The following is a 24,155-nucleotide window of genomic DNA, read 5'->3' as shown; positions in this document are numbered from 1 at the left end:
GTTAGAAAGGGAAACGACCGATGAAAAAAACCATTTTGTTTACAGGTGGCGGAACCGCCGGCCATGTCATGGTCAACTTGGCACTGATTCCTAAATTTTTGGAAGATGGCTGGAAAGTGATTTATGTCGGTTCCAAAGACGGAATAGAAAAACAATTAGTTTCCGAACTGAAAGATGTGGAATATTACAGTGTTTCGACCGGAAAACTGCGCCGGTACTTTGATTGGAACAACTTTAAAGATCCTTTTAAAGTCCTGAAAGGGATTTTTGAAGCATACCGGCTGATTCGCCGCCATAAACCGGGTTTGATCTTCTCCAAGGGAGGATTCGTGTCGGTTCCGGTGGTTCTGGGAGGATGGTTGAACCGGGTGCCTGCCATCATTCACGAATCCGACATGACGCCCGGGCTGGCCAATAAGATTGCCACTCCGTTTGCAACAAAAGTTTGCACCACGTTTCCGGAAACGGCCAAACATTTTTCCAAGGAGAAAGGAAAGTATGTCGGCGCCATCATCCGGGAAGAATTGAAACACGGGGACCCCGGACGGGGAAGGGAATTGTGCGGATTCACCCAAGAGAAGCCGGTGATCCTGGTCATGGGCGGAAGTTTGGGGTCTGGCGTTATCAATGAAGTGGTTCGCAACAACTTGGATACGCTTCTAAAGCGGTTTCAAATTGTTCATCTTTGTGGGCGGGGAAAGGTGGACGAGTCGATTCAAAAACCCGGCTATTGCCAGTTTGAATACTTGTCGGAAGAACTTCCCCATGTCTTGAACATGGCCGACTTTGTCGTGTCGCGTGCCGGATCCAACGCCATTTTTGAATTCTTGTCGCTGAAAAAACCGATGCTTTTGATTCCGCTTTCCAAAGCCGCCAGCCGCGGGGACCAAATCCTGAATGCGCGTTCTTTTGAAAAAATGGGCTATGCGGAAGTTTTGATGGAAGAAGATTTGACCGATGAAAGTTTCCTGCAACATCTGGAGCATCTCGTGGAAAATCAGGAAGCCTACCGCGAGAAAATGAGTCAAAATTCTCCCGAGCAAAACATGCAAGAAGTGATCCAATTAATCAAATTGACTGCCAAACCGATGTGAAAAGAAAAGGTCTCGTTCCCGGTTGTCACCAGAGGGAAGAGACCTTTTCAGGTTTAACGGATTTTCTTTTTGAAGAAACCGATCAGGACGGCCGTGACGAGCGAACCGGCCAGGATGGCGAGAAGATACAAAAGCGGTTGGTTGACCAACGGTATGACAAAAATTCCGCCATGCGGAGCCGGCAAGGTGATGCCGAACATCATGGTGACCGCACCGGCCACGGCAGATCCCACAATGCAAGAAGTCAGAACCCGCAGGGGATCGGCGGCGGCAAACGGAATTGCTCCTTCGGTGATGAAAGAAGCGCCCATCACGTAATTGGTCAATCCGGATTTGCGCTGTTCGTCAGTGAACTTGTTTTTGAAGAAAGTGGTTGCCAACGCAATGCCGAGCGGCGGAACCATTCCCCCGGCCATGACGGCGGCGTGGGGGGCGAGGTTGCCGGCTTCGATGGCAGCGATGCCGAAGGTGAAAGCGGCTTTGTTTACCGGGCCGCCCATGTCGACTGCCATCATGCCGCCCAGGATCAATCCGAGGATGACGGCATTGGTGCCGCTCATCCCGTTCAGCCAATCCGTCAGCCACTGGTTCAGTGCGGCGACGGGGGTATTGATCACTAGCACCATCAACACTCCGGTGATCAGGATGCCGAAAACCGGGTAGAGCAACACCGGTTTAATTCCTTCTAAACTGTCCGGCAAAACGGAAAAAGCTTTTTTCAATAAAAGGACGACATAACCGGCAAGGAAACCGGCAATCAATCCGCCCAAAAACCCGGCTCCCGCGCTGGCGGCCAAATAGCCTCCGACCACCCCGGGGGCAAATCCGGGGCGGTCCGCCAGACTGCTGGCGATAAATCCGGCCAAAATCGGAACCAAGAAATGAAACGCTCCTTCGTCTCCTCCGATTTTCATCAAAAGTTCTGCCACAGGGCCCTTGGCATCAATGCCTCCAAAGACAAAGGACAACGCAATGAAGATACCGCCGCCCACCACAAAGGGCAGCATATTGCTGACCCCGTTCATTAAATGCTTGTAAAACCCGAAGGAAGAAGGCGCTTTCTTTTTCGCACCTCTTGTCTCTTGATGTCCCTGGTAGACCGGGGCGTCCTGTTTCAAAGCGCGCCGGATGAGGGTTTCGGCCTTGTGAATGCCGTCGGCCACCGGAACCTGAATCACGTGTTTTCCATGAAAGCGATCCATTTCCACTTGCTTGTCCGCTGCGACGATGATGGCGGTGGCCCGTTTGATTTCGTTTTCTGTCAAACGGTTTTTCACTCCGGTTGAACCATTGGTTTCCACCTTGAGGGAAACCCCCATTTCTTTCGCTTTGGCGGCCAAGGCATCGGCAGCCATGTAGGTGTGGGCGATGCCGGTGGGGCAAGCGGTGACAGCCAGGATCATAGCTCCGTCGTCACCGGGTTCTTTTTCGTCTTTCTTTTCTTCTCTGTCCTCATGCCCTTCTGCTTCCTGGCGGCGAACAATGTCCAGCAGTTCTTCTTCGGTTTCGGCCTCGAGCAAGCGTTTTCTAAAATCTTCATTCATCAGCAACGTGGACAAGCGGGATAACGTCTCCAAATGGGTCTCGTTGGCTCCTTCCGGCGCGGCAATCATGAAGAATAAGCGGGCCGGGTTGCCGTCCAGCGATTCATATTCGATCCCGGAACGGCTGCGGCCAAAACCAATCGCCGGTGTCCGGACCGCTTTGGTTTTGGCATGGGGAATCGCGATCCCCTCGCCGATGCCGGTGGATCCTTGCGATTCCCGTTCGAGGATGGCTTCTTTAAACAGATTTTTGTCGGATAAAACCCCGGCTTGATCCAGCTTGTCCACCAGCTCGTCGATCACGGCAGATTTGGTGGTTGCGCCGAGTTCCATCACGATCGTTTCTTTGGTTAACAAATCGGTGATCTTCATTGGATTTGCACCTCCTCAAAGCGCCTCAATGTCAATTTCCTGTCGTAATTGTTCAACCTGTTCTTTGGTGCACAAGTCGGGCGAAAACGCGGTTGCACTGCCGGCAGCCACGGCGGTTTTGAATGCGGAGACCGCATCGTTGGTTTTCTCATAGTCGGCGAGAAAGGCGGCAACCATCGAATCGCCCGCCCCGACCGGGTGAACCACGGTGCCTTTGGGAACGGTGGAGCGATATGTCGCATCCTCTGTAAACAAAAGCGCTCCTTGGCCGGCCATTGATACGATCACATGGGCTGCCCCCGCTTGTTGCAGCTTGCGTCCGTAAACAACCACCTCTTCCATGGTGTTTAAACGGACACCATACAATTGGCCCAGTTCATGGTGATTGGGCTTCAACAAAAAAACGGGACGGTTGGCCGCTCTTTTTAATGCCGGGCCGGCAACGTCAACAGCGACACGGACGCCGCGGGCGCCAAGTATTGCGGTCCATTCCTCATAGACGGAAGGGGACAGCGACGGGGGAATGCTTCCCGACATCACCACGGTGTCTCCCGGCCGGACTTGTTCCAGCTGTTCGTTTAATTGCTGAAACGCTTCCGGAGGGATCGACGGCCCTTGACCGTTGATTTCCGTTTCCTCGTTTTCCCCGGTTTTGAGCTTGATGTTGATGCGCGTATCTTCGTTGACGCGGATCCACCGGGCAGGAATGCCTTCCTGGCGCAACGCTTCTTCGATAAACCTCCCGGTAAATCCGCCCACAAAGCCGAGAGCCGTGGTTTCCGCCCCCAGCCGGTGCAACACGCGAGCCACGTTAATCCCTTTTCCCCCGGGGTATTTGTGTTCTTTCTTCATCCGGTTGACTTGATGGAGTTGCAAGGTTTCCACTTCAACCACAAAATCGATGGAAGGATTCAATGTAATGGTATAAATCATGCCTGATCAACCTCAAATACATAAGTTTTTTGCGCAAGTTTTTCTTTGATCTCCGAAGAAAGAGGGAGTGTAATCAAGGAGGCTTGTTCCAAATCGGCGAATTTGGCAAACGAAACTTCCGATAACTTGCTGGGATCGGCCAGCACAAACGCTTGGCTGGAAAGTTGAAGCGCTTTTTGTTTCAGGCAGGCTTCTTCGGGATCCGGCGTCGTGTATCCGAAATCCGGATGGATGCCGTTGGTTCCCAAAAAACACTGATCAAAGCGGTAACGTTCGATTCCCTCAAGTGCCATGGCTCCGATCAGCGCTTTGGTGGATGGTTTCATTTTCCCGCCCAAAACATAGGCCTCGATGTCGTATTCAACCAGCCGTTCCAAATGCGTCATTCCGTTGGTGACCACCGTGACTTGTTTACCGGCCAGCGCCGGGATCATTTCCAGCGTGGTGCTGCCGGCATCGAGATAGATGCAAGCCCCCCGGTCGACAAACGAACCGGCAAAAAGAGCGATTTCCTTTTTCTCGCGGGTGTGCCGGACCGCTTTTTCCTGAATGGGCATTTCCAACCCTTTGTTTTGAAGCAGCGCTGCACCGCCGTGAACCCGTTTTAAAAGATGTTGTTGCTGCAATTGGTCCAGGTCACGGCGGATGGTGGATTCGGAAGCGCCGGTTAAATGAACCAGTTCCTGCACTTTTACGATGCCTTGCCTTTTTAATAAATTCAAAATGAATTGGTGACGTTGGGGTGTAAGCGTGATCCATCACCTCGCTTCGGCCTTTCCTTGATTGTATCGAAAAAAAAGAGCAAAAACAATTATTTTAAATCAAAACCAATCAAAAACAATCAAAAGCAGGATGAAAGAAGGAGATTTCGTTGTTAATTTACTGGGTAAAATAAGAAATACAGAGAAAAAAAAGATATAGAGCCAATATTTGAAGGGTGTTTGGGCAATAAACAAAGTATTTTAATTCAATGCATAAAATATTTAAGAAAGCTGCGAATCGCGGGATTTAACATTGATTATTATTTGTAAAATTCGAAAAAACAACCCGGCTCGAAATAAGGATGTGAAAGCGGTGTTTCAATTGCTTTTTTCAGGATGAAGACAGGGGCTTGTTTTTATGGATCAAAGTTAAAAATAGAAATTGGTATAAATTACAATCCATAAAATGTTAATTTTTATATATTTATTTCTTTATAAAATAAAATGAATGAAGTAATATAGAGATAACCAACAATCCGAAAGGAAAGATCGGCTATGAATATATTGGAAATGAGTGAAATTGGCAAATTTATTCGTAAAGTCCGAAAAGAAAAAGGGTTAAGATTGGAAGATTTGGCAGACGAGCATATCTCCACGGCGACAATCAGCAATATTGAGCGCGGTGTTCCTCATGTCAACAAAGATAAAGTCTTGTATTTAATGAGCAAGTTGGAACTGGATTTAAATGAAATCCCGGAAATGATCGAAAAAGATACGGAAACTTTGGAAAGTATGCAAGTGCGGTTTGTCGCCATCGAAACCATGATTCAGATGGGAATGCCGGAACGAGCCCTTCATTTGCTTTCGGATATATCGGAAGAATCTTATTCCAGACATCAGGCCACGGTTCATTATTTGAAGGGGAAAGTGTACAGCCACCAGAAGGAATGGCGCAAAGCAGAACGCGAGTTGAGTGAAGCCATCCGTCTGGCTTATCAGGATCCCTATTCCCCGAAAAATCATTTGGAAGCGGCCGGTTATTGCGAACTGGCCTATTGCCGCTTTATGAACAAAGATTATGCACAGGCCCTCCGCTATGTGGAACGCGGGTTGACGGCCATGGAGCAAGACAAATCCAATGAGTGCGATGACCGGACCTATTACTTGCTCTTGATTTCGCAAGTGGCTTACTTGGAAAAGTTGAACCGCACGGACGAAGCTTTCCGCCTGCTGGAAGAATTGTGGGAGAAAATTCCCCGGATTCAAAGCAAAGACATCATCATTAAAATGTACTATTATCGCTCCAAGTTGTTGCGGAGAATGAAACTTTACCATGATGCCATCCGCTATGCCAGAGAAGGGATTCAACGGTCGGTCGGCAGTAAAAACACGGAAGAAATGTTAAAGCTTTGGAGCGGGTTGGGATTGTCTTACCTTGAAATTTCCCAGTTGGATGATGCAGCGACCTGCTTCCATTTTGTCTTAGAACTGGCAGAACATGAAGAAAACTCCCAGGAAGTGGCACATGCCTATTGCCATCTGGGCAAAGTCTATATGTTGCAAGGCAAATACCACGAAGCTTATGACAAGCTGAAAAAAGCGCTGGAATGGGCAGAAAAAATTTATGATCCGCAACTGTTGAATGATGCCCTTTTCACCATGGGCAAACTGCTGAAACAAATGAAGCATTACACCGAAGCGGTTGAATATTTGAAACGGTCCGCCCGTTTGGCAGCCAAAAACAAGCTGAAAACCAATGTGTATGACTGTTATTATGAACTGGCCGGCTGTTATGAAGCTTTGGATGATCAGGATGGCTTCAAATCGGCCACCGAGCAAATGTACTTGGCCCAAAAAGAACTGGAACAACAGCAACTGCGGCAAATTGGTTGACAACTTGCAAAAAGATTTATATATTATGAAGATAAACTGACATAATTTTTACAAGGATCTCTTATCAAGAGAGGCGGAGGGACTGGCCCGATGAAGCCCGGCAACCTGTTGGAACTTGTGTCCAATGTGGTGCCAATTCCAGCAGAGAGAGTTTCTCTCTCTGAAAGATGAGAGTGAGTCTGGCCGGGTAATCCACACCTTTTCATCTTTCAGAGATGAAAAGGTGTTTTTTATTTTTGCGAATCATTGCCTGGGAGAAAACGGTTAAAGGTGGCGATAGGTGTGGGGAAAAAACCGATTGAAGCATATTTGCGCGAAAAAATTGTCATTTTGGACGGCGCGATGGGCACGATGTTGCAGCAGGCGCAACTGACGGCTGATGATTTTGGCGGAGAGCGGTATGAAGGTTGCAATGAAATTTTGAACCTGACCCGGCCGGATCTGATTCGAAACATTCATGAAAAGTATTACCAGGCCGGCGCCGATGTGGTGGAAACCAATACCTTCGGAGCCACCCCGCTGGTTCTGGGGGAATATGATTTGGCGGACAAAACCGAAGAAATCAACCGGGCAGCCGCCCGTTGTGCGGTTCAAGCGAGGGACAAATGGTCGACCGGTGACCGCCCCCGCTATGTGGCCGGTGCCATCGGGCCGACCACCAAGACATTGTCCGTCACCGGGGGGACGACCTTTGAAGCGTTGGCCGAGGGATACTACCGGCAGGCGAAAGCCTTGATGGAGGGCGGGGTGGATTTTCTCCTGTTGGAAACTTCCCAAGACACGTTAAACGTGAAAGCCGGGGGGATCGGGATTGAAAGGGCATTTCAGGACTTGGGCTTCCGCTTGCCGGTTATGATATCCGGGACGATTGAACCGATGGGAACGATGCTCGGGGGGCAAAACATCGAGGCATTTTATCTGTCCATCGAACACCTTCGTCCGTTTGCGGTCGGGCTGAATTGTGCAACCGGTCCTGAGTTCATGACGGATCACATCCGTTCGTTGTCCCGGATTGCCCGTTGCGGCGTCAGTTGTTATCCCAATGCCGGATTGCCGGATGAAAACGGGGATTATCTGGAGACCCCCGAAGCCTTGGCGCAAAAATTGACTGATTTTGCGGATAAAGGCTGGCTGAACTTGGCGGGAGGCTGTTGCGGGACCACGCCGGAACATATCCGGGCCATTGCCCGGGCTTTGGAAGGAAAAAAACCCCGCCGGCCGGTGGAAAGCCATTTGCCCGGAATCTCGGGAATCGACCCGGTTTTCTTGGAAGAGGATTCCCGGCCGTTGCTGGTCGGGGAGCGCACCAACGTGATCGGGTCCCGCAAGTTTAAACGGCTCATCAAAGAAGGGAAATATGAAGAAGCCTCCGAGATTGCCCGCAAGCAGGTGAAAGGCGGAGCCCAGATCATCGATGTTTGCCTGGCCGATCCGGACCGGGATGAACTGGCGGACATGGAAGCATTTTTGAAGCATGTGACCAAAATGGTGAAAGTTCCGCTGATGATTGACTCGACCGATGCCAAGGTGATTGAAAAGGCGCTTCAATATTCCCAAGGAAAAGCGGTGATCAATTCCATCAACCTGGAAAACGGGGAAGAGCGTTTCCGGGAAGTGCTCCCGCTGGTGAAAAAATACGGGGCGGCGATTGTGGTGGGATCGATCGATGAAGAGGGGATGGCACTGACGGCCCGGCGGAAACTGGAAGTGGCGCTCAGAAGTTATGATTTGCTGGTTCATCAGTATGGCATTCCGGAAGAGGACATTATTTTTGACCCGTTGGTTTTCCCCGTCGGGACGGGAGACGAACAGTACATCGGTTCCGCCCGGGAGACGGTGGAAGGCATCCGGCTCATCAAAGAAGCGTTACCCCGGACGTCAACCATTCTGGGAATATCCAACGTTTCCTTCGGGCTTCCGCCGGCCGGGCGTGAAGTGTTAAATGCGGTGTTTCTCTATGCCTGCACCAAAGCCGGGCTGGATTATGCCATCGTCAACACGGAAAAACTGGAGCGTTACGCTTCCATCGGGGAAGAAGAGCGGGAGTTGGCGGAAGCCTTCTTGTTTCACACGGATCACCAAAACTATGACGACATCCTGACCCGGTTTACCAACTTTTACCGCCATAAAAAGGAAAAGAAAAAGCAAACCGGGGTCCGGATGACGTTGGAAGAGCGACTGGCCAACTACATCCTGGAAGGAAGCAAAGACGGCTTGTACGAGGATTTGGATCAGGCGCTTGCCAAGTACAAACCGCTGGATATCATCAACGGCCCGTTGATGGCGGGCATGGATGAAGTGGGGCGCTTATTCAATGATAACCAGTTGATTGTAGCCGAAGTTTTGCAGAGTGCGGAAGTGATGAAAGCGGCCGTCCGGTATTTGGAACCCTACATGGACCGGACGGAAAGCCATACACGGGGAAAAGTCGTTTTGGCCACCGTCAAGGGAGACGTCCATGACATCGGGAAAAATTTGGTGGAAATCATCTTGGCGAACAACGGCTATCAAGTGGTGAATTTGGGGATTAAAGTGCCCCCGGAACAATTGATTGAGACCGCGCGGAAAGAAAAGCCGGATATCATCGGGCTGTCCGGGCTTTTGGTGAAGTCGGCCCAGCAGATGGTGGTGACGGCCCAGGACCTGAAAGAAGCAGAGATTGACATTCCCATCTTGGTGGGCGGGGCGGCTTTGACGAGAAAATTTACAGAAACACGCATTGCCGTGGAATACGACGGCCCCGTTTTATATGCCAAAGACGCGATGAACGGACTGGAACTGGCCAACAGGCTGATGAATCCGGAGCAGAGGGAGAAGATTGAGGCTGAAAAAAACGAAAAGAAAAAGCAGCGGTCTCCATCGCAAACAGAGCAAAAGGAAGCAGGCGCCCCGGCGGCTGTGCAGGGGAAAAGCAAAGTGAACCGCAAGGCTCCTGTTTTTACCCCGCCGGATTTCAAAAGGCATGTTTACCGCGATTATCCGTTGGATTTGCTTCTTCCCTATATCAATTTGCAGATGTTGTTTGGAAAGCACCTCGGGTTGAAGGGGAATGTGGAGCAATTGATCAAAGAGGGGGACGAAAAAGCGCTGGAAATGAAGAGATTGTTTGACCGGTTTTTTGAAAGAGCCAAAAAAGAACGGTGGCTCACCCCTCACGGCATTTATCAATTTTTCCCCGCGCAAGCCGACGGGGATGACGTTTTGATCTATGATCCCGAAACTCCCGGCGTGGTATTGGAACGTTTTTCGTTTCCCCGCCAGTCCAAAGAGCCGTATTTGTGCTTGGCAGATTTTGTGCGTCCGGTGGAATCCGGGGAAATGGATTATGTCGGTTTTCTTGCGGTGACAGCCGGGCAACACATCCGGGAATTGTCCCAAAAATGGAAAGAAAAAGGGGATTATCTCCATTCCCATTTCATCCAGGCGCTGGCGTTGGAAACGGCGGAAGCCTTTGCCGAACAATTGCATCAACAGATGCGGAACCGTTGGGGATTTCCGGATCCGGCCGAAATGACCATGAAGGAGCGCTTTGGGGCGAGATATCAGGGAATTCGCGTTTCTTTCGGCTACCCGGCTTGTCCCGATCTGGAGGATCAGCAGAAGTTGTTTCGCCTGATTTCGCCGGAGGACATCGGCATTCAGTTAACCGACGGTTTCATGATGGATCCCGAAGCATCCGTGTCGGCAATGGTGTTTGCTCATCCGGAAGCTCGGTATTTTAATGCGATATAAGGGGGAAAGATTGATGGGCGAGCAAGGCTTGCTTCAATGCCTGCAACATTCTTTGCTGGTCGGGGACGGGGCGATTGCAACATTTTTGTATCAGCAAGGCGTCTCCATCGGACATTGTACGGAGGAATTGGTTTTGAGCAACCCGTCCCTGATCGGCGAGGTTCATGAAGCATATTACCGGGCCGGGGCACGTGTGATCGAAACGCACACCTTCGGTGCCAACCGCGAGAGGCTGTCGCGTTACGGACTGGAAAGCAAGGTGACGCGGCTGAACCGGGAAGCCGTTCATATTGCCAAAGAATCGATTGGAAGCGATGCCTATGTTCTCGGGGTGATCGGTTCCATCTGTGCCGGGAAAGTGCCGGTGTACGATGAAGAGGAGTACCGGGCGATGTATGAAGAGCAGGCGGTGGCTCTTTTGCACGGAGGTGTTGACGGGATTTTGCTGGAGACTTTTTTTGACTTGAAAGAGCTGCAATTGGCGGTTGAAGTGATTCGCCCGCTCACGACGCTTCCCGTCTTTGCCCAGCTGTCGATGATGGAAATCGGCCGGACCCGGGATGCCTTTACCATCTCTGAGGCTTTTGAGAAGCTTGCATCGCTCGGGGTGAACGGCGTGGGAATCAATTGCCGTTTCGGCCCCGTGGAAGTATTGAGGACATTGGAAAAAACCATTGTTCCCGAGCAAATGATCCTCACGGCTTTTCCCAATGCCGGGCGGCTGGGGATGAGCAACGGGGAACTTCATTACAAGTCGGCGCCGGATTATTTTGAGGAAACAGCCGGCCTCTTGATTGATCAAGGCGTCCGGCTGCTTGGAGGGTGTTGCGGAACCACTCCCGAGCACATCGCCCGGATTGCCAAAGTCTTGAAAGACAAATGTCCGGTTCAGCGGAAAAACCCGCCCCAAGACGGTTACAAACTGTCATCCCATGAAACGATCGTCTTGCAAAGAAGAACGAAACCAACAGTCGTACAGAAAGTCCGCAACAAACAACGAACCATCATTTGTGAATTTGATCCGCCGAAAGATCTGGATATCATGCGTTTCTTGCAAGGGGCCAAAAAACTGAAGCAAGCCGGCGTCGATGCGGTCACGATGGCGGACAATTCCCTGGCCACCGCCAGGATGAGCAATTTGGCGCTGGGTGCCATCTTAAAAAAATATGATATCGAACCGCTGGTCCACGTTGCATGCCGGGATCGGAATTTATTGGGACAGCAATCCCACCTGATGGGGCTTCATGCTTTGGGAATCGATCAGATTTTGGTGATCACCGGGGATCCCACCCGCATGGGGGATTTGCCCGGAGCCCATTCGATTTACGATGTCACTTCCGTTGAGCTGATCCGGATGGTGAAACAGCTGAATGAAGGGATCTCGTTTTCGGGAAGGAAATTAAAACAAAAAGCGCAGTTTGTGGTGGGGGCCGCCTTTAATCCGCATGTACGAAAGCTGGATGCGGCGGTCAAACGTCTCGAGAAAAAAATTGAAGCCGGCGCGGATTTTGTCATGACGCAGCCGGTCTATGACCCGGACGGGGTGATCCGGGTGCATGAAGCGACGAAATCGCTCGGCATCCCGGTGTTCATCGGTGTGATGCCGCTCACCGGGTATCGCAATGCATTGTTTTTGCATAATGAAGTGCCCGGAATTAAAATACCGGAAGATGTGTTAAAACGAATGGAAAAAACGACCGACCGTCAGTCCGGGAAATCAGAAGGCGTCCAAGTGGCCAAAGAGCTTTTGGAAGTGGCTATGGAAAAGTTCGACGGAATTTATTTGATCACCCCGTTTTCCAACTGGCAGATGACAGAGGAGCTGACGCATTTTATCCGGTGGCGGGACAAAGAGATGCATGCCCGTCTCCAGAGCCACACACACGCTTAAAAGAACCAAAAAAAGGGCCCTCCCGTCGGTTCGGGAGGGCTGATCGTTTGAGTACCCAAAACCAAATTCAAAAGAATAGAGAAACGAACCATTGGCCATTCGGGGGAATGATTCATCCATTTGGAGAGGAAATGACGCCCTTATGGAACGGGAGGGCTGTCATGTAAGCAAAATGCCAACAAAACAAAGGTGATTCACTTTTTAAAAGGCACATCCTTCGAAATATGGTCGAGAAACATATCTCTTGCCATTTTAAGCACCGTTCTTTTCACAGCAGGGCGAACCCGCTTGTGAATGACACGATACTTGTACCCCAGACGCTGGTCGGCAAAAGATTTCGAGGATCGATCACGTACGACCATATTCGCCCCCTCCTTTCTAACTTGTATTAGACATCGGTAACCAACAATTCCTCCTTCGTGACATAAGTAGTCAAATCATTTTATATTTTGACAAAAACAGACATTATTGATATGAGGGCGGATGGGGATTTTTTCGCTTTCTTCCTTGTTTAAAAGGGGTTTTCCGGTTTGTTGACGAATGGATGATATAGCCAAAAATAACGAATTTTGCTTTTAAATATAAATAAAAAGATGCTGTGAATGGGCTTATTCGTGGAAAACGCGATTTTTTCAAAAGGGGAAATGGGTGAACAATGATGCAGGATCAAATGGAGAGAAAAAAAAGAGTGGAGCGTTTGGCGGACCAGATTGAAGCGGAGATATTAAATGCGATCCGCGAAGGCGGGCCTCAACCTTATTACACGGAAATGTATTTAAATTGCGCGATCTGTTATCAGGAAAAGAAGAGAACCGAATTGAGAATCGCCGAAGATCCCGACCAGATCTTTGATGAATTTGCCGTGTGCTTTGACTGTATTGCCGGGCGAAACCTGATGCTTTCCCATTCGGAACGGGCTCTGGATTTTGAAGCGAGAACGTTGGCCATCTTGAGGATCAAAAACGGTGTCATGAAACCCCAGGATTGGGAGGAAGAAGAGGAAGCTCTTTAAATCTGCATGAAATCACCCCTGTTTCATGGTTTTGTAATATTCCCATTCTGTACAAATTTATTTAAATGTAGTATACCTATTTACAGACGGACAAGATTCGGGGGGTTTTGATCATATGAATGGGAATATTCTGGATTCATCAGGAGTGATTATCCTTTTTTTGTTGTTTATTTCTTTCATTCTGGGTACCTTGTATGTACGCGAAAGAATGAAAAATTAATCCGATACAGGTGCAATCAAGGCCATCCTTCCAGGGGAGAATTTGGGAAGGATGGCCTTTTTTCAGCAATGATGGTGAGGGCTATCCCACCGGTTCCGGTCATGAGGGGATGAAGAGGATTCATACGGATGACAGTGGTAAGGTCTTCTGCCATGGGGATGACGACGGTGAGGATGTCTGCAATTATGCTTGCTCTCACAATACCTCATATACCATCTGAGCATTTCCAGCTCATACTTATGGCAAATTTTGAGATGGTGGTACATGTGCCGAAGCCATCTGGGATCACAGGGGATTTCATGCATGGGCGGCATGCAGGGCATCGGCATGGGCATGGGATGTTCCGGCATAGCCGGCGGTTGCGGCAAAGGCTGCGGTTCGGGCATCGGCATGGGTTTTGCTGGTTTTTCCATAATGCACACTCACTTCCTTCTCTTCATGATGACAGTGTATCCTATGAATGACCAAGGATGGATGTTCCAGAAAAAAAGCCTAAAAAATTGTGAAATCCTTTTGGACTTATCGGAAACGGGGAGGATTTGCATTTACCCGGAGCGGCCGTTGCGCTATAATGAGATGGACAAAAGCCTCGGATCCAACATCGGGGTCAGGAGGGAAAAACATGGAAGTCGTAAAAATCACACCCAGAGGATATTGTTACGGAGTGGTGGATGCCATGGTTTTGGCACGCCAAGCCGCCCAAAACCTGGATCTGCCCCGTCCGATTTATATATTGGGAATGATTGTTCACAACAGCCATGTTGTGGAAGCATTTGAAGACGAAGGCATTATTACCCTGGACGGAGCAAACCGGTTGGAGATTCTGGAGAAAATCGACAAAGGGACGGTCATTTTCACCGCACACGGGGTTTCTCCCGAAGTCCGCCGTCGCGCCCGGGAAAAGGGTTTGACGGTGGTGGATGCGACTTGTCCGGATGTTACGCGGACGCACGATTTGATCAGGGAAAAGACGGCCGACGGATATGAAGTGATTTATATTGGCAAACAAGGCCATCCCGAGCCTGAAGGGGCCATGGGAGTGGCTCCCGGGAAGGTTCACTTGATTGAAAAAGAGGAAGATATTGACCGGCTCCAACTCAAAACGGACCGGTTGCTCGTCACCAACCAAACCACCATGAGCCAATGGGATACCAAGCATTTGATGGAAAAGGTCAAAGAACGGTTCCCGACGGCAGAGATCCACAATGAAATTTGTCTGGCAACGCAATTGCGGCAAGAAGCCGTTGCGAAACAGGCGAAGGAAACGGATCTGGTTCTTGTTGTCGGGGATCCCCGCAGCAACAATTCCAACCGGCTGGCTCAGGTGGCCAAAGAGATCGCCGGCGTGGATGCGTACCGGATTGCGGATGTGACAGAAATTAATTTGGACTGGCTCAAAGGGAAAAAAGTGGTCGGCGTGACGGCGGGTGCGTCGACGCCAACGCCGATTACCCGCGAAGTGATTCGCTTTTTGGAGCAGTTTGACGAAAATGATCCGAGTACTTGGGAACGCAAACAGGAAGTCAGCATGAACAAAATTTTGCCGCCGGTGCGAAAGAAAAAGTTACAACCGAAAAAATAACCGGAGACTTTCAAGTCCCGGTTTATTTTTCACTCATTTCTTTATACAATTCTGTCAATTTGCGGACCGAAAAAAAGCATTATTTTCGGGGATAGTGTGCGGCCATAAAATCATAGCATTGATTCATGGTGCCGCGAAATTCAATGCGATGGTCCTTTTTCATCGGATTATACCAAGCGAAATAGTTATCTTCATGAATGATCGATGGCGGGAGTTTTTCTGAATCGCGGACGACATAATACATTTTTTCGAACACACCTCCTAGATGTATTATGTCCAATAAAAATAAAAATTAACCATCATTTAACAGAACGGCGGGATACCGGTTTTTCCAACAAAGCCAATGGAACGGCTGCTTTTTCACCGGAATGTTCCCAATTTCCCCAAGCCATCACTCCGTTGAGATATTCGACATAAAAAGGAATGTTTTTTCCTTCCACTTGATACCAACAGGCAGTTTGGACGGTCGCGGGATCGATCAGGTATGAACGCGCAAGATTGATTTTTTGTTCCAAAATGGCAAGTTGTGTATCCAAACCTTGGTCTTTTGCTTTTTGTTTTTCCCGGTTCAGGCGCTCATTTTCCATCTCAAGCGCATCTTTGGACATTTGGCTGAAACGTTGCATCGTATCCTCCTTTTTTTGCAATGCTCCTTATCATTGTACCGGGAGGCCGGGATGAAAACAACCTGAGGACACCGACAGGGGGTGGTGAAGATCGCTGTCGTGCTGCTGTTTATTGACGGGGTCGGCTTGGGGGAGATGGCGGATCACAATCCCTGGGTGACGTATCCGACTCCTTGCATCCGTCAGTTGTTTGGCGGAATGCCGTTGGTGAGGGAAGCGGCCGGCCGCCATGGTCCGGACCTTCTTCTGCTTGAGACCGATGCCTGCCTGGGCGTGGAGGGGCTTCCGCAGAGTGCCACGGGCCAGGCGACGATCTTTACGGGAAAAAATGCAGCCCGGGAGATGGGAAAACACATGAGCGGGTTGCCGTTTCGAAGGTTGCGTGAATGGGTGCAAAAAGACAACATCTACTTACAGTTTGAAAAAAAAGGCTGGAAAGCGACCTTTGCCAATGCGTACACCAAAGAGTATTTTGAACGTCCTGCCACCAAGCGCGGTTGGGTTTCGGTCACCACGGCAACGATCCAATCCAGCCGGGAGCCGGTTCGATTTTTCCCGGAATTGGTGGAAGGCAAAGCGGTGTATCATGACATCACCCGGACCATCCTGAAAAAAACCGGGATGGATGTGGAGGAAATCACGCCGGAACAGGCTGCCCGCCACCTTTGGTCGATAGCCCGCGATTATGATTTGGTTGTCCATGAGTTCTTCTTGAGTGACCGGGCCGGCCACAAACAGGATCCCTGGTTGCTTCAATATGTGACGCACCATTATGATCGTTTTTTGGGGGAACTTGTGCGGTTGAAAGGGCCGGAGGATACGATTGTATTGGTCAGCGATCATGGAAACAGCGAAGATTTGCGGGTGAAAACCCATACCGCCAACCCGGTTCCCACCCTGGTGATCGGGGACATTGACGCATTCTCGGAGATTGACACCGGAGCGTGGGATTTAACGGGAATTGCTCCGCTGTTGCACCGGATCGTGTCCAGGAATAAAAATGGGGTAAAGGATCGGTGATTATGCGTTCAAGATATATACCACAAGTGACAGAAGCAGCCATTCCGGAGGACGGAGGCTGGACCGAACTCCGTGCGGATGGCACGGATACGTTGGTGTTGTCCATTCCGGAGTGGGCCGGCGATGTCAAACAATCGGAGGAAGCGGATGAATATGTCTGGATGTACGACCGCGGCAATGACGCTTATCTCTTTTGTTTCCGGTTGAAAGGGAAACGGGAATATGCGGTTGCGTTTCCGAGGGAACATGCAGGGATCCTCTTGAAAGACAAACGCGCTTACGCGCCCTTTCATTTGTTGATCACGAGTCAACCTTTGTCAGATTCCGATTCGTTGGATCCTTGCTTTTTGTTCCGGAATATCAAATTAAAAAGGCATCCCCAAGCCGGATGGTGAAGAAGACAAAAATCCCTTTTTTTCTTTGAAAAGAAGGGGATTTTTTATGTTTCAGCCATCGTCCATGTTGTAGATGTATTCTTGCCGGGGATGTTCGTCGTCTTCCCGTTCTTGTTCGCTTTTGAGACGGTCCAATAATTTTTTATATTCATCGGCTCTTGTATAAGGCGGCTCGGTTTCCAACACCTTGGTGAGAGCCCGGATGACAATGCCTCGTTCTCTGGGTGTCAGGTACATAAAAGAAACCCCCCGGGATTTAGGGTAATCAAGATCTAAATTATATCCTACCCGCATTAAATAAAAATTACACGACAGATCTGTCTTTTTTGTGATGTTTTTATGTCCGATTGACATGAATCCGGGAAAAAAGCCGTTTGTATTCCGGAAGACAGGGTAAAAGTTACTGATGATAATATCGGGCAGGTTGGCAAAAGCTAAGGACAGCGGAGTTGCGGAAAGAAAGATGATGGAGGAGAGTTGAATGAAAACCACTCAAACCACTCCACATAATGTATCTTATGAAGTGGATGAATTTAATAGTCGCATTAAATTGATCCAATACAGCCGGTACGATGTGGAGTCCCTGTTGAAACACCTGGAAGAATTGGCCAAAGAAAAGGATATCGGTAAAGTGATGATTTATGCAAACCCTGAGGACATCTCTTTTTTTGAGAAGCTCGGGTTTCAAAGAGAGGGAGAAATCAGCGGTTTTTTCCAAGGAAATCCGGCTTGTATTTTGTCCCGCTTTCTGGAAGAGGACCGCGCGCATAAAAAAGATGAGGAGAAAAAAGATCAAATTGTGGAGATGGCAGAGCAGGCCGAAGCCATTAAAGAGCGTCCGCGTTTGGATCCAAAGTATCAATTGCGCCATGCCGTGAAAGAAGATGCCGAGGCTTTGGCGAAGTTGTATCAGCTGGTTTTTGAAACGTATCCCACCCCCATTCATGATCCGGATTTTATCCGCCAGTGCATGGACCAGGATGTCTACTTCACGGTGGTAACCGAAGGGGATCAGATTGTCAGCTCGGCATCGGCTGATGTTTTTCCGCATTTTCAATGTGCGGAAATCACTGATTGCGCCACTCACCCGGATCATCGGGGAAACGGACTGTTAAGTGCCATTATTTATGGTCTGGAATTAAGAATGAAAGAAAAAGGGATCCCTCATCTGTTTTCATTGACCCGGGCGGTTTCGACGGGAATGAATATGGTGATCGCCAAGCTGGGTTTTGAATATAAAGGACGATTGATTCAAAACAGCCAGATCTCCGGGGATTTTGAAGATATGAATATCTGGGTGAAAAAGTTGTAAAAAGGCGGGCGTTGGCAAGAAGGAAATTAAAGCGGGACCGGATCCCGCTTTTTTTAACAAATGCTCCGGCAATGATTGGCCGTGGATGAGACAGAGAAAACCTGGATGGGCAGGTTCGTTGCAGGATGACTCGGATGATTCGAAATATTGGTTTTAAACTTTTTAAAAAGATCGCAGTGAAAGGGAATTTCGGTTAAAATAACTATTGAAGTTGTATACAGATTGTGTTAAGTTAATCACTGTGACATTGAGCTAGTAGGATCCAGGATTCACTTAAAGGGTTGGGACCTCACTGGACTAACCTTCCCCCGTGGTGAACAAGCAGATCCTAGCGGAATTTGGCTCACACCAACTTTTTGCTAGGAAGGGGGCCGAAAGAGATGGAATTTTCTACTTTCGGAAGACATGTAGCCATGGATGCATGGGGTGTTGATTTCGATCTGCTGAATGATGTCCAGCGTTTGGAGGAACACTTGAAAGATGCGGCAAAAGCCTGCGGAGCAACCGTTTTGTCCGTCCAATCGCATCAGTTTGAACCTCAAGGGGCCACTGTTTTAGTGTTGCTCTCAGAGAGTCATCTGTCCATTCACACGTATCCGGAAAAAGGGTTTGCCGCTTTGGATTGTTATACTTGCGGTCATACCGTTGATCCCATGATTGCCATTGAGCACATGTTCAATGTATTAAAACCCTCCCAAGCCTATCACAAAATGCTTCGGAGAGGTGTTAGGCCTATTGAGGTTGTCCAACCAGAACCAGCAATACGACCGATGAAAAAAATGACGGTTTAAATAGGGAACGGTGGGAATCCAAAAGCATGTTTTGGATTCCTTTTTCATTTAAAAAAAGCCGAAGAACATGTTCTTCGGCTTTTTTTCGTCTTTATGATTTTTGTTCTTGGATGAACCGGCGGACTTGATCCCCGTCTTTTTGGTTCAACAGTCCCGCCGCCAATTTTTTGGCTTTTTCCGAATCGGTTTGGCGGACTTTTTGTTTCACTTCCGGAATGGTTCCTGCACTCATGGACAATTCGTGCAGGCCGAGTCCGACCAACGCTTCTGTCATGGCGGTGTCACCTGCCAATTCCCCGCACATGCCGACAACGATTCCGGCTTTTTCCGCGGCGTCACAGGTCATTTTGACCAGGCGCAACACTGCCGGATGTGCGGCATCATACAAATGAGCCACTTTCTCGTTGCCCCGGTCTGCCGCCAGGGTGTATTGGGTGAGGTCGTTGGTTCCAATGCTCATGAAATCCACTTCCGGCGCAAGTAGATCCGCATTGATGGCGGCTGCCGGAATTTCCACCATGATGCCGACGGGAATGTTTTCTGCGAAGGAAATGCCTTCGTTTTTCAGTTCATTTTTGCACTCATCCAGCAGCGCTTTGGCTTGGCGGATTTCGGCGAGGTTTTCGATCATCGGGAACATGATCCACAGATTTCCGTGGGTGCTTGCCCGGAGCAGTGCACGCAATTGAGTTTTGAAGATGTCCGGGTTGGAAAGACAGAAACGGATCGCCCGGTGTCCCAAGAACGGGTTTTCTTCTTTGGGTAATTCGGCATAAGGCAAGTCTTTGTCGCCGCCGATATCCAAAGTCCGGATGACCACGGGGCGGTCGCCAAACGCTTTCAAAACTTTTGCATAAGCGTCATATTGTTCTTCCTCGTCAGGCCAGTGGTCATTTTCCAGATAAAGAAACTCGGTTCTGAACAAACCGACCCCTTCGGCATGGTTTTTCAGGGCGATTTCCACATCATTTAAACTTCCGATGTTGGCGAAAACCTGAATCCGTTTTCCATCAGCTGTATAAGCATCGGCTTTTGCTTCTTTCAATGCTTGCTCGCGTGCTTCGTTTTGTTTTTTGATCTGTTGGCGGATCGCTGCTTCGGTTTCTTTGTCCGGGTTGATTTGGATGGTTCCCTGATCCCCGTCCAACACAATGATGTCGCCGTCTTCAATTTGACGAATGGCCTCACCCAGTCCCAATACGGCCGGAATGCCCAAAGTCCGGGCCATGATGGCGGCATGGGCGGTTTTGCTTCCGCGTTCGGTCACCATCCCGCTGATTCCTTCCGGGAATTGGGCCGTGTCGGAAGGAGTCAATTCTTCCGCGATGACAACATGCCCCGGTTTTAACAAGGAAGGATCAAAAGGTTGTTTGCCGGATAAAATCAACAACAAACGGGTTCCGACATCACGAATGTCGTCGGCACGGGCTTGCATGTATTCGTCATCGAGCGAAGCCATTAACTGGCTCATTTCATCGGTGACTTCCTGGCAAATGGATTCCGCGTTTTGTTTTTTGCTTTGAATCCGGTTTTTCATTTCTCCCGTAAAACCGGGATCGTCCAAGAAGGCGAGGTGTGCATCAAAAACAGCGGCCTCTTCGTCACTCATCCGCCGGGAAGCGATCGAACGCAGCTCCTGGATTTGTTCCCTGGTTTGTTCAATCGCTTGATTTAACTTTTCCACTTCGGCATCGGTATCGGAGATGGAGCGTGTTTCCACAACCGGTTTTTCTTTGCGCCACCAAATGGCCTGTCCGATATTTAACCCCGGTGCAGCCCCCACTCCCTTGATGTGTTGGCTCAACATGAACCCTCCTTAAAGTTAAGCGTTGAGTTGTTCGATAAATTGTGCCAATTGGTTTACGGCTTCTTCAGCGTCTTCTCCTTCAGCCTGAATGACAATTTCATCATTTTGTTTGGCTGCGAGCGACATGACCCCCAATAAGCTTTTGGCATCCACTTCTTTTCCGTCTTTCACCAATTGGACTTTGCTGGAAAATTTTCCGGCTTCTTTCACCAAAAGTGCTGCCGGACGGGCATGCAAACCGCTTGGATTGGTAATGGTTACTTTCTTTTGAGCCATGTGACATGTTCCTTTCTTTTTATCATTTTGGATTTTGACTGGCATATCGTGTACAAGGTGGAAAGGATGACAACCTTTATTCTGTCCCATGCAATGAACGGTAAGTGGATAAAAGCAATGCCGCCTGTTTTAGCAACTGATCTCCGTTCATCGTGGCAAAAGCAACCGGGTCGACTTGCGCAAACGGTTTTCGATGGGCTTTTGCGACCGGTTCGATCTCGTTTCGGAGATGGCTGATTTGGGGTTCGATCATGATGAGATCCGCAGATTGGAGATGTTCGCTCCAATCTTTGACGCCGACTGCTTTTGCCCTTAAAGCAATCCCCTTTTGGGAAGCTGCTTCATTGATTTTCTGGCACAATACACTGGAAGTTGCCCCCCAGCTGCAAATGACGAGCAGGCGGATGGTGTGGTTCATTTCATTCCTCCGCTTCTTAAAGAAACGATGTTCCACCTTGGTTTTAGTAATAAAAAATAATGCCATTTCATTTTAAATGCAAAAAGCATGCCAAACAATAAAACATACCGATTGGAAAGATTTTTCGCATCGGATGAGATTGGACACACCTGTGTGCAGCAAAATTACACACAAGGGTGGAACGGTTTAAACGGAAGACGCCGACAAACGGGTCATTTCTTGTGCCGTCATCGCCGGATATTGAACGGAAAAGACGGATTCCAGTTGGTGCAAAAGGTTTTTCCATAAATAGGATGGTTGTTCTGGCCGGGATTTATGCCCGCCACCGTGATTTTGGCGGGACGTTTGATTGATTTGTTCTTTCAGCAGTTGATCGGTGTAAATCGCCAAATGCATCCAGATCCCCAGTTCGCGTTCGGGGGTCCACTGAAATGTTTCTTGAAACGGCGCGCGATGTTTTTGGATCAGGTCGATATATTTTTTGGGATTAAAGTGGGTGACCGTCTCCCGCAATCCTTGTTCCATTAACTGAAAGAGCCGGTTTTCGGGTTCCGGTTTCATGTCGCGTTTAAAAGATGAAGTGCCCGGGCGGCTATTGGATAACAGTTCCTTCAATTTGTCCCATCCGGCGGGTTGGTACAGTTCCCAAACCGGAATGTATGGAACATCTTTCATCTTGGGGGGGACCGTCCCGACCACGGCGACCAGATGACAGGATTTCGCCAGTTCTTCCAACTCCCCGGATTCGCGTTCAAGCGGATCGATCTGCACCGCACGGATCAACACGTCCTGGTCTTGCTCCGGCAAGTGTTGTTTCAGCCAAAGTTCCAATGAAACCGCCGCTCCTTCGCCAGTTAAACAAACCGTGGCCATCACCCGCGGCTTCGGATCGGATGAACGGGGTTGATACAACGAGAAAAAAAGGGAGATTAAATCCAATTCATCTTTCGGCAAACGGATACCCAACGCTTGTTCCAAAGCGGTTCCGATCTGACCGGCCAGTTCTCGGTAAACCGGTTCAATTTTCAACCCGTTAAACGTTTTTTTCGCACGGGGTCCGGGTTGTTCCAAATAAGACTGGATGTGCAGGGCCAGGGCGTTGATCTTCGTGCCGGATATCTTTTGGGCCAGAGGATGGTTCCAATGATCCACACATTGCCCGAGCACCTGCCGGATCGATTGGAACAGACGGGTTTCCTGATCCCCGGAGGGTTGTCGGTTTTTGGCTGAGTGCAAAAGACGGGTGATATATTCATTGACCGTTTCCTGCAGTTGCCGGTTTAATTCTGCAGGCGAAATGTTTTGTTTGCTTAATTGTTCTTTGGCTGCCAGCAGTTCACGGTAGATGTTGCCCGCTTCGTCTGTTGTTTTTGCTTTTGCCTCTATGGGTGCCGGTTGATCTTTCATTTTGGCTTCGATGGCGGCCGAGATCCAGCCTTGTTTGCGCAGATGGGCCGGCAAATCATGCAGTTGAATCACCACTTCTTGTCCGGAACGGTTCATGTGTCGGAGGAAAGCGCGGGCGCACGCAATCTGGATATCGCTTTTTAATTGGCCGATGTTTCCAAAACAAGGATAAGTCAAAAGCCGCGAGCGGCATTCGGGGGACAGGGAAACGGGAATGTTCATCTGTTTGGATTCATTGAGGAGAAATTTTTCGATCAATTGTTCCCTCACCTGAACCGGACGCTTTCTGAGCGGCGGAATTTCAATTTGCACGGAGAAACGGCGCTGTAAGGTCGGCAATAACGCCTGTTCAGGAGGTTCGGTGGTGGCGCCGATCAGCCGGATGCGGGCAGGGTGTTCCACGGAAGCTTCCCCCAGGCGACGGTAAAATCCTTGGTCCATCAGGTAAAAAAGCATTTCTTGTCCCGATGGGGGAAGACGGTGGATTTCATCCAAAAACAAAATGCCGCCATTGGCCCGCTCCACCAACCCGGCCCGGTTTTCCTGCGCACCGGTGTAGGCGCCTTTCTTCACGCCAAACAGTTGAGCCAGAAGCAATTCGGGGTTTTGGGCGTATTCCGCACAGTTAAAAGAGACAAACGGAGTGTTTGGCGGAAGGTAATTTTTTTCGATGGCCACTTCGACCAATTTTTTGGCCATATAGGTTTTTCCGACACCGGTTTCCCCGGTAAACAAGATGGGAAGCCCTTTGGGAGGATATAAAAGAGCTGCCAGGGCATCGTCCAGCAATCCGTCATCTTCAGCCGGTTTCTGGCGGGAGGTTGCCTGGATTTTGCCCGGGTCATCCGCAGGAAAATACCGCACCGGGCGACCCGCCTGTTTCCGGGCGCGTCCCAGTTTGACCAATTCATTTAAATACCGGCTGGCGGTGGAACGGTTCAGGCCTGATATCTTTCCGACTTGTTGTGCCGTCATTCCTTCCGGGTTTTCCAGGCAGGATTGACGGAGAACTTGTTCGATCCAATCCCGCTTTTTCATGGTACCGCCTCTTTTTCTCATTCTTCTAAGTATCATACACACTTTGCACACTAATTGTCACCCGAGCGTGTAAAAAAGGCAAGAAAAAATG

General features: G+C 49.4%; 22 protein-coding genes and 1 riboswitch. Of the genes, 10 read left to right on the top strand and 12 right to left on the bottom strand.

Annotation, left to right across the window (positions count from 1 at the left end; all coding sequences use genetic code 11):
* Positions 1 to 20: 20 nt before the first annotated feature.
* The gene (locus tag I8U23_RS07100) at positions 21 to 1,094 is read left to right on the top strand and encodes an undecaprenyldiphospho-muramoylpentapeptide beta-N-acetylglucosaminyltransferase (protein ID WP_198050869.1); all 1,074 of its coding nucleotides are present in this window, start codon (positions 21 to 23) and stop codon (positions 1,092 to 1,094) included.
* Between the two features lie 53 nt (positions 1,095 to 1,147).
* Here I8U23_RS07100 and I8U23_RS07095 read toward each other — a convergent pair whose 3' ends face one another.
* The 3 genes from I8U23_RS07095 to I8U23_RS07085 are packed head-to-tail and all read right to left on the bottom strand — an operon-like array spanning position 1,148 to position 4,698.
* A complete protein-coding gene (locus I8U23_RS07095; RefSeq protein ID WP_037993131.1) occupies positions 1,148 to 3,010 on the bottom strand; it encodes a PTS fructose transporter subunit IIABC in 1,863 nt (620 codons plus the stop codon).
* 15 nt (positions 3,011 to 3,025) lie between these two features.
* Positions 3,026 to 3,943, bottom strand: a complete 918-nt coding sequence (pfkB, locus tag I8U23_RS07090; RefSeq protein WP_049720617.1) for a 1-phosphofructokinase — start codon at positions 3,941 to 3,943, stop codon at positions 3,026 to 3,028.
* Positions 3,940 to 4,698, bottom strand: a complete 759-nt coding sequence (locus tag I8U23_RS07085; RefSeq protein WP_198050918.1) for a DeoR/GlpR family DNA-binding transcription regulator — start codon at positions 4,696 to 4,698, stop codon at positions 3,940 to 3,942. Before I8U23_RS07085 ends, pfkB begins: the two co-directional genes overlap by 4 nt.
* A gap of 501 nt (positions 4,699 to 5,199) precedes the next feature.
* Here I8U23_RS07085 and I8U23_RS07080 point away from each other — a divergent pair.
* The 3 genes from I8U23_RS07080 to I8U23_RS07070 all read left to right on the top strand — a co-directional run bounded on the left by I8U23_RS07080 (position 5,200) and on the right by I8U23_RS07070 (position 12,160).
* Entirely contained in the window at positions 5,200 to 6,537 is a 1,338-nt protein-coding gene (locus I8U23_RS07080) for a helix-turn-helix domain-containing protein (RefSeq protein WP_049720615.1), read from the top strand.
* Between the two features lie 58 nt (positions 6,538 to 6,595).
* Positions 6,596 to 6,711: riboswitch (SAM riboswitch) on the top strand.
* Between the two features lie 168 nt (positions 6,712 to 6,879).
* Positions 6,880 to 10,269 (top strand): methionine synthase, encoded by a 3,390-nt coding sequence (gene metH, locus I8U23_RS07075; protein ID WP_049720650.1) that lies wholly within the window; start codon positions 6,880 to 6,882, stop codon positions 10,267 to 10,269.
* Positions 10,270 to 10,282: 13 nt separating this feature from the next.
* The gene (locus I8U23_RS07070; RefSeq protein ID WP_062843262.1) at positions 10,283 to 12,160 is read left to right on the top strand and encodes a bifunctional homocysteine S-methyltransferase/methylenetetrahydrofolate reductase; all 1,878 of its coding nucleotides are present in this window, start codon (positions 10,283 to 10,285) and stop codon (positions 12,158 to 12,160) included.
* A 194-nt stretch (positions 12,161 to 12,354) separates the two neighbouring features.
* On the opposite strand, the gene I8U23_RS07065 is transcribed toward I8U23_RS07070, so the two are convergent.
* Positions 12,355 to 12,522 carry a hypothetical protein gene (locus I8U23_RS07065; protein WP_156097696.1) on the bottom strand — a complete coding sequence of 56 codons (168 nt, stop codon included), beginning with the start codon at positions 12,520 to 12,522 and terminating at the stop codon, positions 12,355 to 12,357.
* 293 nt (positions 12,523 to 12,815) lie between these two features.
* Here I8U23_RS07065 and I8U23_RS07060 point away from each other — a divergent pair, with 293 nt between their 5' ends.
* Positions 12,816 to 13,172, top strand: a complete 357-nt coding sequence (locus I8U23_RS07060; protein WP_062843263.1) for a hypothetical protein — start codon at positions 12,816 to 12,818, stop codon at positions 13,170 to 13,172.
* Between the two features lie 517 nt (positions 13,173 to 13,689).
* Here the strand turns inward: I8U23_RS07060 and I8U23_RS13575 are convergent.
* Positions 13,690 to 13,812, bottom strand: coding sequence for a hypothetical protein (locus tag I8U23_RS13575; protein ID WP_255517132.1), 123 nt, complete (start codon positions 13,810 to 13,812; stop codon positions 13,690 to 13,692).
* A 202-nt stretch (positions 13,813 to 14,014) separates the two neighbouring features.
* On the opposite strand from I8U23_RS13575, the gene I8U23_RS07055 reads away from it, so the two are divergent.
* Positions 14,015 to 14,974, top strand: a complete 960-nt coding sequence (locus tag I8U23_RS07055; RefSeq protein ID WP_062843264.1) for a 4-hydroxy-3-methylbut-2-enyl diphosphate reductase — start codon at positions 14,015 to 14,017, stop codon at positions 14,972 to 14,974.
* A 79-nt stretch (positions 14,975 to 15,053) separates the two neighbouring features.
* Here the strand turns inward: I8U23_RS07055 and I8U23_RS07050 are convergent, their stop codons facing one another.
* Together I8U23_RS07050 and I8U23_RS07045 are read right to left on the bottom strand one after the other, a co-directional pair.
* Entirely contained in the window at positions 15,054 to 15,218 is a 165-nt protein-coding gene (locus I8U23_RS07050; RefSeq protein WP_156097694.1) for a hypothetical protein, read from the bottom strand.
* A gap of 55 nt (positions 15,219 to 15,273) precedes the next feature.
* Positions 15,274 to 15,600: a DUF1811 family protein gene (locus I8U23_RS07045; RefSeq protein ID WP_062843265.1), complete on the bottom strand. Its 327-nt coding sequence runs from the start codon at positions 15,598 to 15,600 to the stop codon at positions 15,274 to 15,276.
* An 84-nt stretch (positions 15,601 to 15,684) separates the two neighbouring features.
* Between I8U23_RS07045 and I8U23_RS07040 the strand changes: the two genes are divergently transcribed.
* Both I8U23_RS07040 and I8U23_RS07035 read left to right on the top strand, forming a co-directional pair.
* Positions 15,685 to 16,620, top strand: a complete 936-nt coding sequence (locus I8U23_RS07040; protein ID WP_198050868.1) for an alkaline phosphatase family protein — start codon at positions 15,685 to 15,687, stop codon at positions 16,618 to 16,620.
* Between the two features lie 2 nt (positions 16,621 to 16,622).
* Positions 16,623 to 17,015, top strand: coding sequence for a hypothetical protein (locus tag I8U23_RS07035; RefSeq protein WP_062843267.1), 393 nt, complete (start codon positions 16,623 to 16,625; stop codon positions 17,013 to 17,015).
* 51 nt (positions 17,016 to 17,066) lie between these two features.
* Here the strand turns inward: I8U23_RS07035 and I8U23_RS07030 are convergent, their stop codons facing one another.
* The gene (locus I8U23_RS07030; protein ID WP_156473341.1) at positions 17,067 to 17,252 is read right to left on the bottom strand and encodes a hypothetical protein; all 186 of its coding nucleotides are present in this window, start codon (positions 17,250 to 17,252) and stop codon (positions 17,067 to 17,069) included.
* A gap of 244 nt (positions 17,253 to 17,496) precedes the next feature.
* Here I8U23_RS07030 and ablB point away from each other — a divergent pair, with 244 nt between their 5' ends.
* Both ablB and speD read left to right on the top strand, forming a co-directional pair.
* Positions 17,497 to 18,327 (top strand): putative beta-lysine N-acetyltransferase, encoded by an 831-nt coding sequence (gene ablB, locus I8U23_RS07025; RefSeq protein WP_198050867.1) that lies wholly within the window; start codon positions 17,497 to 17,499, stop codon positions 18,325 to 18,327.
* 380 nt (positions 18,328 to 18,707) lie between these two features.
* Entirely contained in the window at positions 18,708 to 19,118 is a 411-nt protein-coding gene (speD, locus tag I8U23_RS07020) for an adenosylmethionine decarboxylase (RefSeq protein ID WP_037993114.1), read from the top strand.
* 91 nt (positions 19,119 to 19,209) lie between these two features.
* Here the strand turns inward: speD and ptsP are convergent, their stop codons facing one another.
* From ptsP to I8U23_RS07000, 4 genes are all read right to left on the bottom strand, one after another.
* The gene (ptsP, locus tag I8U23_RS07015) at positions 19,210 to 20,922 is read right to left on the bottom strand and encodes a phosphoenolpyruvate--protein phosphotransferase (RefSeq protein ID WP_198050866.1); all 1,713 of its coding nucleotides are present in this window, start codon (positions 20,920 to 20,922) and stop codon (positions 19,210 to 19,212) included.
* A gap of 18 nt (positions 20,923 to 20,940) precedes the next feature.
* Positions 20,941 to 21,201 (bottom strand): HPr family phosphocarrier protein, encoded by a 261-nt coding sequence (locus I8U23_RS07010; protein WP_037993221.1) that lies wholly within the window; start codon positions 21,199 to 21,201, stop codon positions 20,941 to 20,943.
* A gap of 76 nt (positions 21,202 to 21,277) precedes the next feature.
* Entirely contained in the window at positions 21,278 to 21,619 is a 342-nt protein-coding gene (locus I8U23_RS07005) for a PTS sugar transporter subunit IIB (protein WP_037993111.1), read from the bottom strand.
* Positions 21,620 to 21,805: 186 nt separating this feature from the next.
* Positions 21,806 to 24,064 carry a sigma 54-interacting transcriptional regulator gene (locus I8U23_RS07000; protein WP_198050865.1) on the bottom strand — a complete coding sequence of 753 codons (2,259 nt, stop codon included), beginning with the start codon at positions 24,062 to 24,064 and terminating at the stop codon, positions 21,806 to 21,808.
* Positions 24,065 to 24,155: the final 91 nt, after the last annotated feature.

Origin of the sequence: Thermoactinomyces sp. CICC 10735 (assembly GCF_016055175.1) — a bacterium.
GTDB classification, from domain to species: Bacteria; Bacillota; Bacilli; order Thermoactinomycetales; family Thermoactinomycetaceae; genus Thermoactinomyces; species Thermoactinomyces vulgaris.
This window is presented reverse-complemented; position numbering and strand designations above follow the sequence as displayed.

Bases quoted from the DNA above. Each gene is read 5' to 3' on its own strand.
- I8U23_RS07100 (WP_198050869.1), top strand. From the start codon at position 21: ATGAAAAAAACCATTTTGTTTACAGGTGGCGGAACCGCCGGCCATGTC.
- I8U23_RS07095 (WP_037993131.1), bottom strand. From the start codon at position 3,010: ATGAAGATCACCGATTTGTTAACCAAAGAAACGATCGTGATGGAACTC.
- pfkB (WP_049720617.1), bottom strand. From the start codon at position 3,943: ATGATTTATACCATTACATTGAATCCTTCCATCGATTTTGTGGTTGAA.
- I8U23_RS07080 (WP_049720615.1), top strand. From the start codon at position 5,200: ATGAATATATTGGAAATGAGTGAAATTGGCAAATTTATTCGTAAAGTC.
- metH (WP_049720650.1), top strand. From the start codon at position 6,880: ATGGGCACGATGTTGCAGCAGGCGCAACTGACGGCTGATGATTTTGGC.
- I8U23_RS07070 (WP_062843262.1), top strand. From the start codon at position 10,283: ATGGGCGAGCAAGGCTTGCTTCAATGCCTGCAACATTCTTTGCTGGTC.
- I8U23_RS07065 (WP_156097696.1), bottom strand. From the start codon at position 12,522: ATGGTCGTACGTGATCGATCCTCGAAATCTTTTGCCGACCAGCGTCTG.
- I8U23_RS07060 (WP_062843263.1), top strand. From the start codon at position 12,816: ATGATGCAGGATCAAATGGAGAGAAAAAAAAGAGTGGAGCGTTTGGCG.
- I8U23_RS07055 (WP_062843264.1), top strand. From the start codon at position 14,015: ATGGAAGTCGTAAAAATCACACCCAGAGGATATTGTTACGGAGTGGTG.
- I8U23_RS07050 (WP_156097694.1), bottom strand. From the start codon at position 15,218: ATGTATTATGTCGTCCGCGATTCAGAAAAACTCCCGCCATCGATCATT.
- I8U23_RS07045 (WP_062843265.1), bottom strand. From the start codon at position 15,600: ATGCAACGTTTCAGCCAAATGTCCAAAGATGCGCTTGAGATGGAAAAT.
- I8U23_RS07035 (WP_062843267.1), top strand. From the start codon at position 16,623: ATGCGTTCAAGATATATACCACAAGTGACAGAAGCAGCCATTCCGGAG.
- I8U23_RS07030 (WP_156473341.1), bottom strand. From the start codon at position 17,252: ATGTACCTGACACCCAGAGAACGAGGCATTGTCATCCGGGCTCTCACC.
- ablB (WP_198050867.1), top strand. From the start codon at position 17,497: ATGAAAACCACTCAAACCACTCCACATAATGTATCTTATGAAGTGGAT.
- speD (WP_037993114.1), top strand. From the start codon at position 18,708: ATGGAATTTTCTACTTTCGGAAGACATGTAGCCATGGATGCATGGGGT.
- I8U23_RS07010 (WP_037993221.1), bottom strand. From the start codon at position 21,201: ATGGCTCAAAAGAAAGTAACCATTACCAATCCAAGCGGTTTGCATGCC.
- I8U23_RS07005 (WP_037993111.1), bottom strand. From the start codon at position 21,619: ATGAACCACACCATCCGCCTGCTCGTCATTTGCAGCTGGGGGGCAACT.
- I8U23_RS07000 (WP_198050865.1), bottom strand. From the start codon at position 24,064: ATGAAAAAGCGGGATTGGATCGAACAAGTTCTCCGTCAATCCTGCCTG.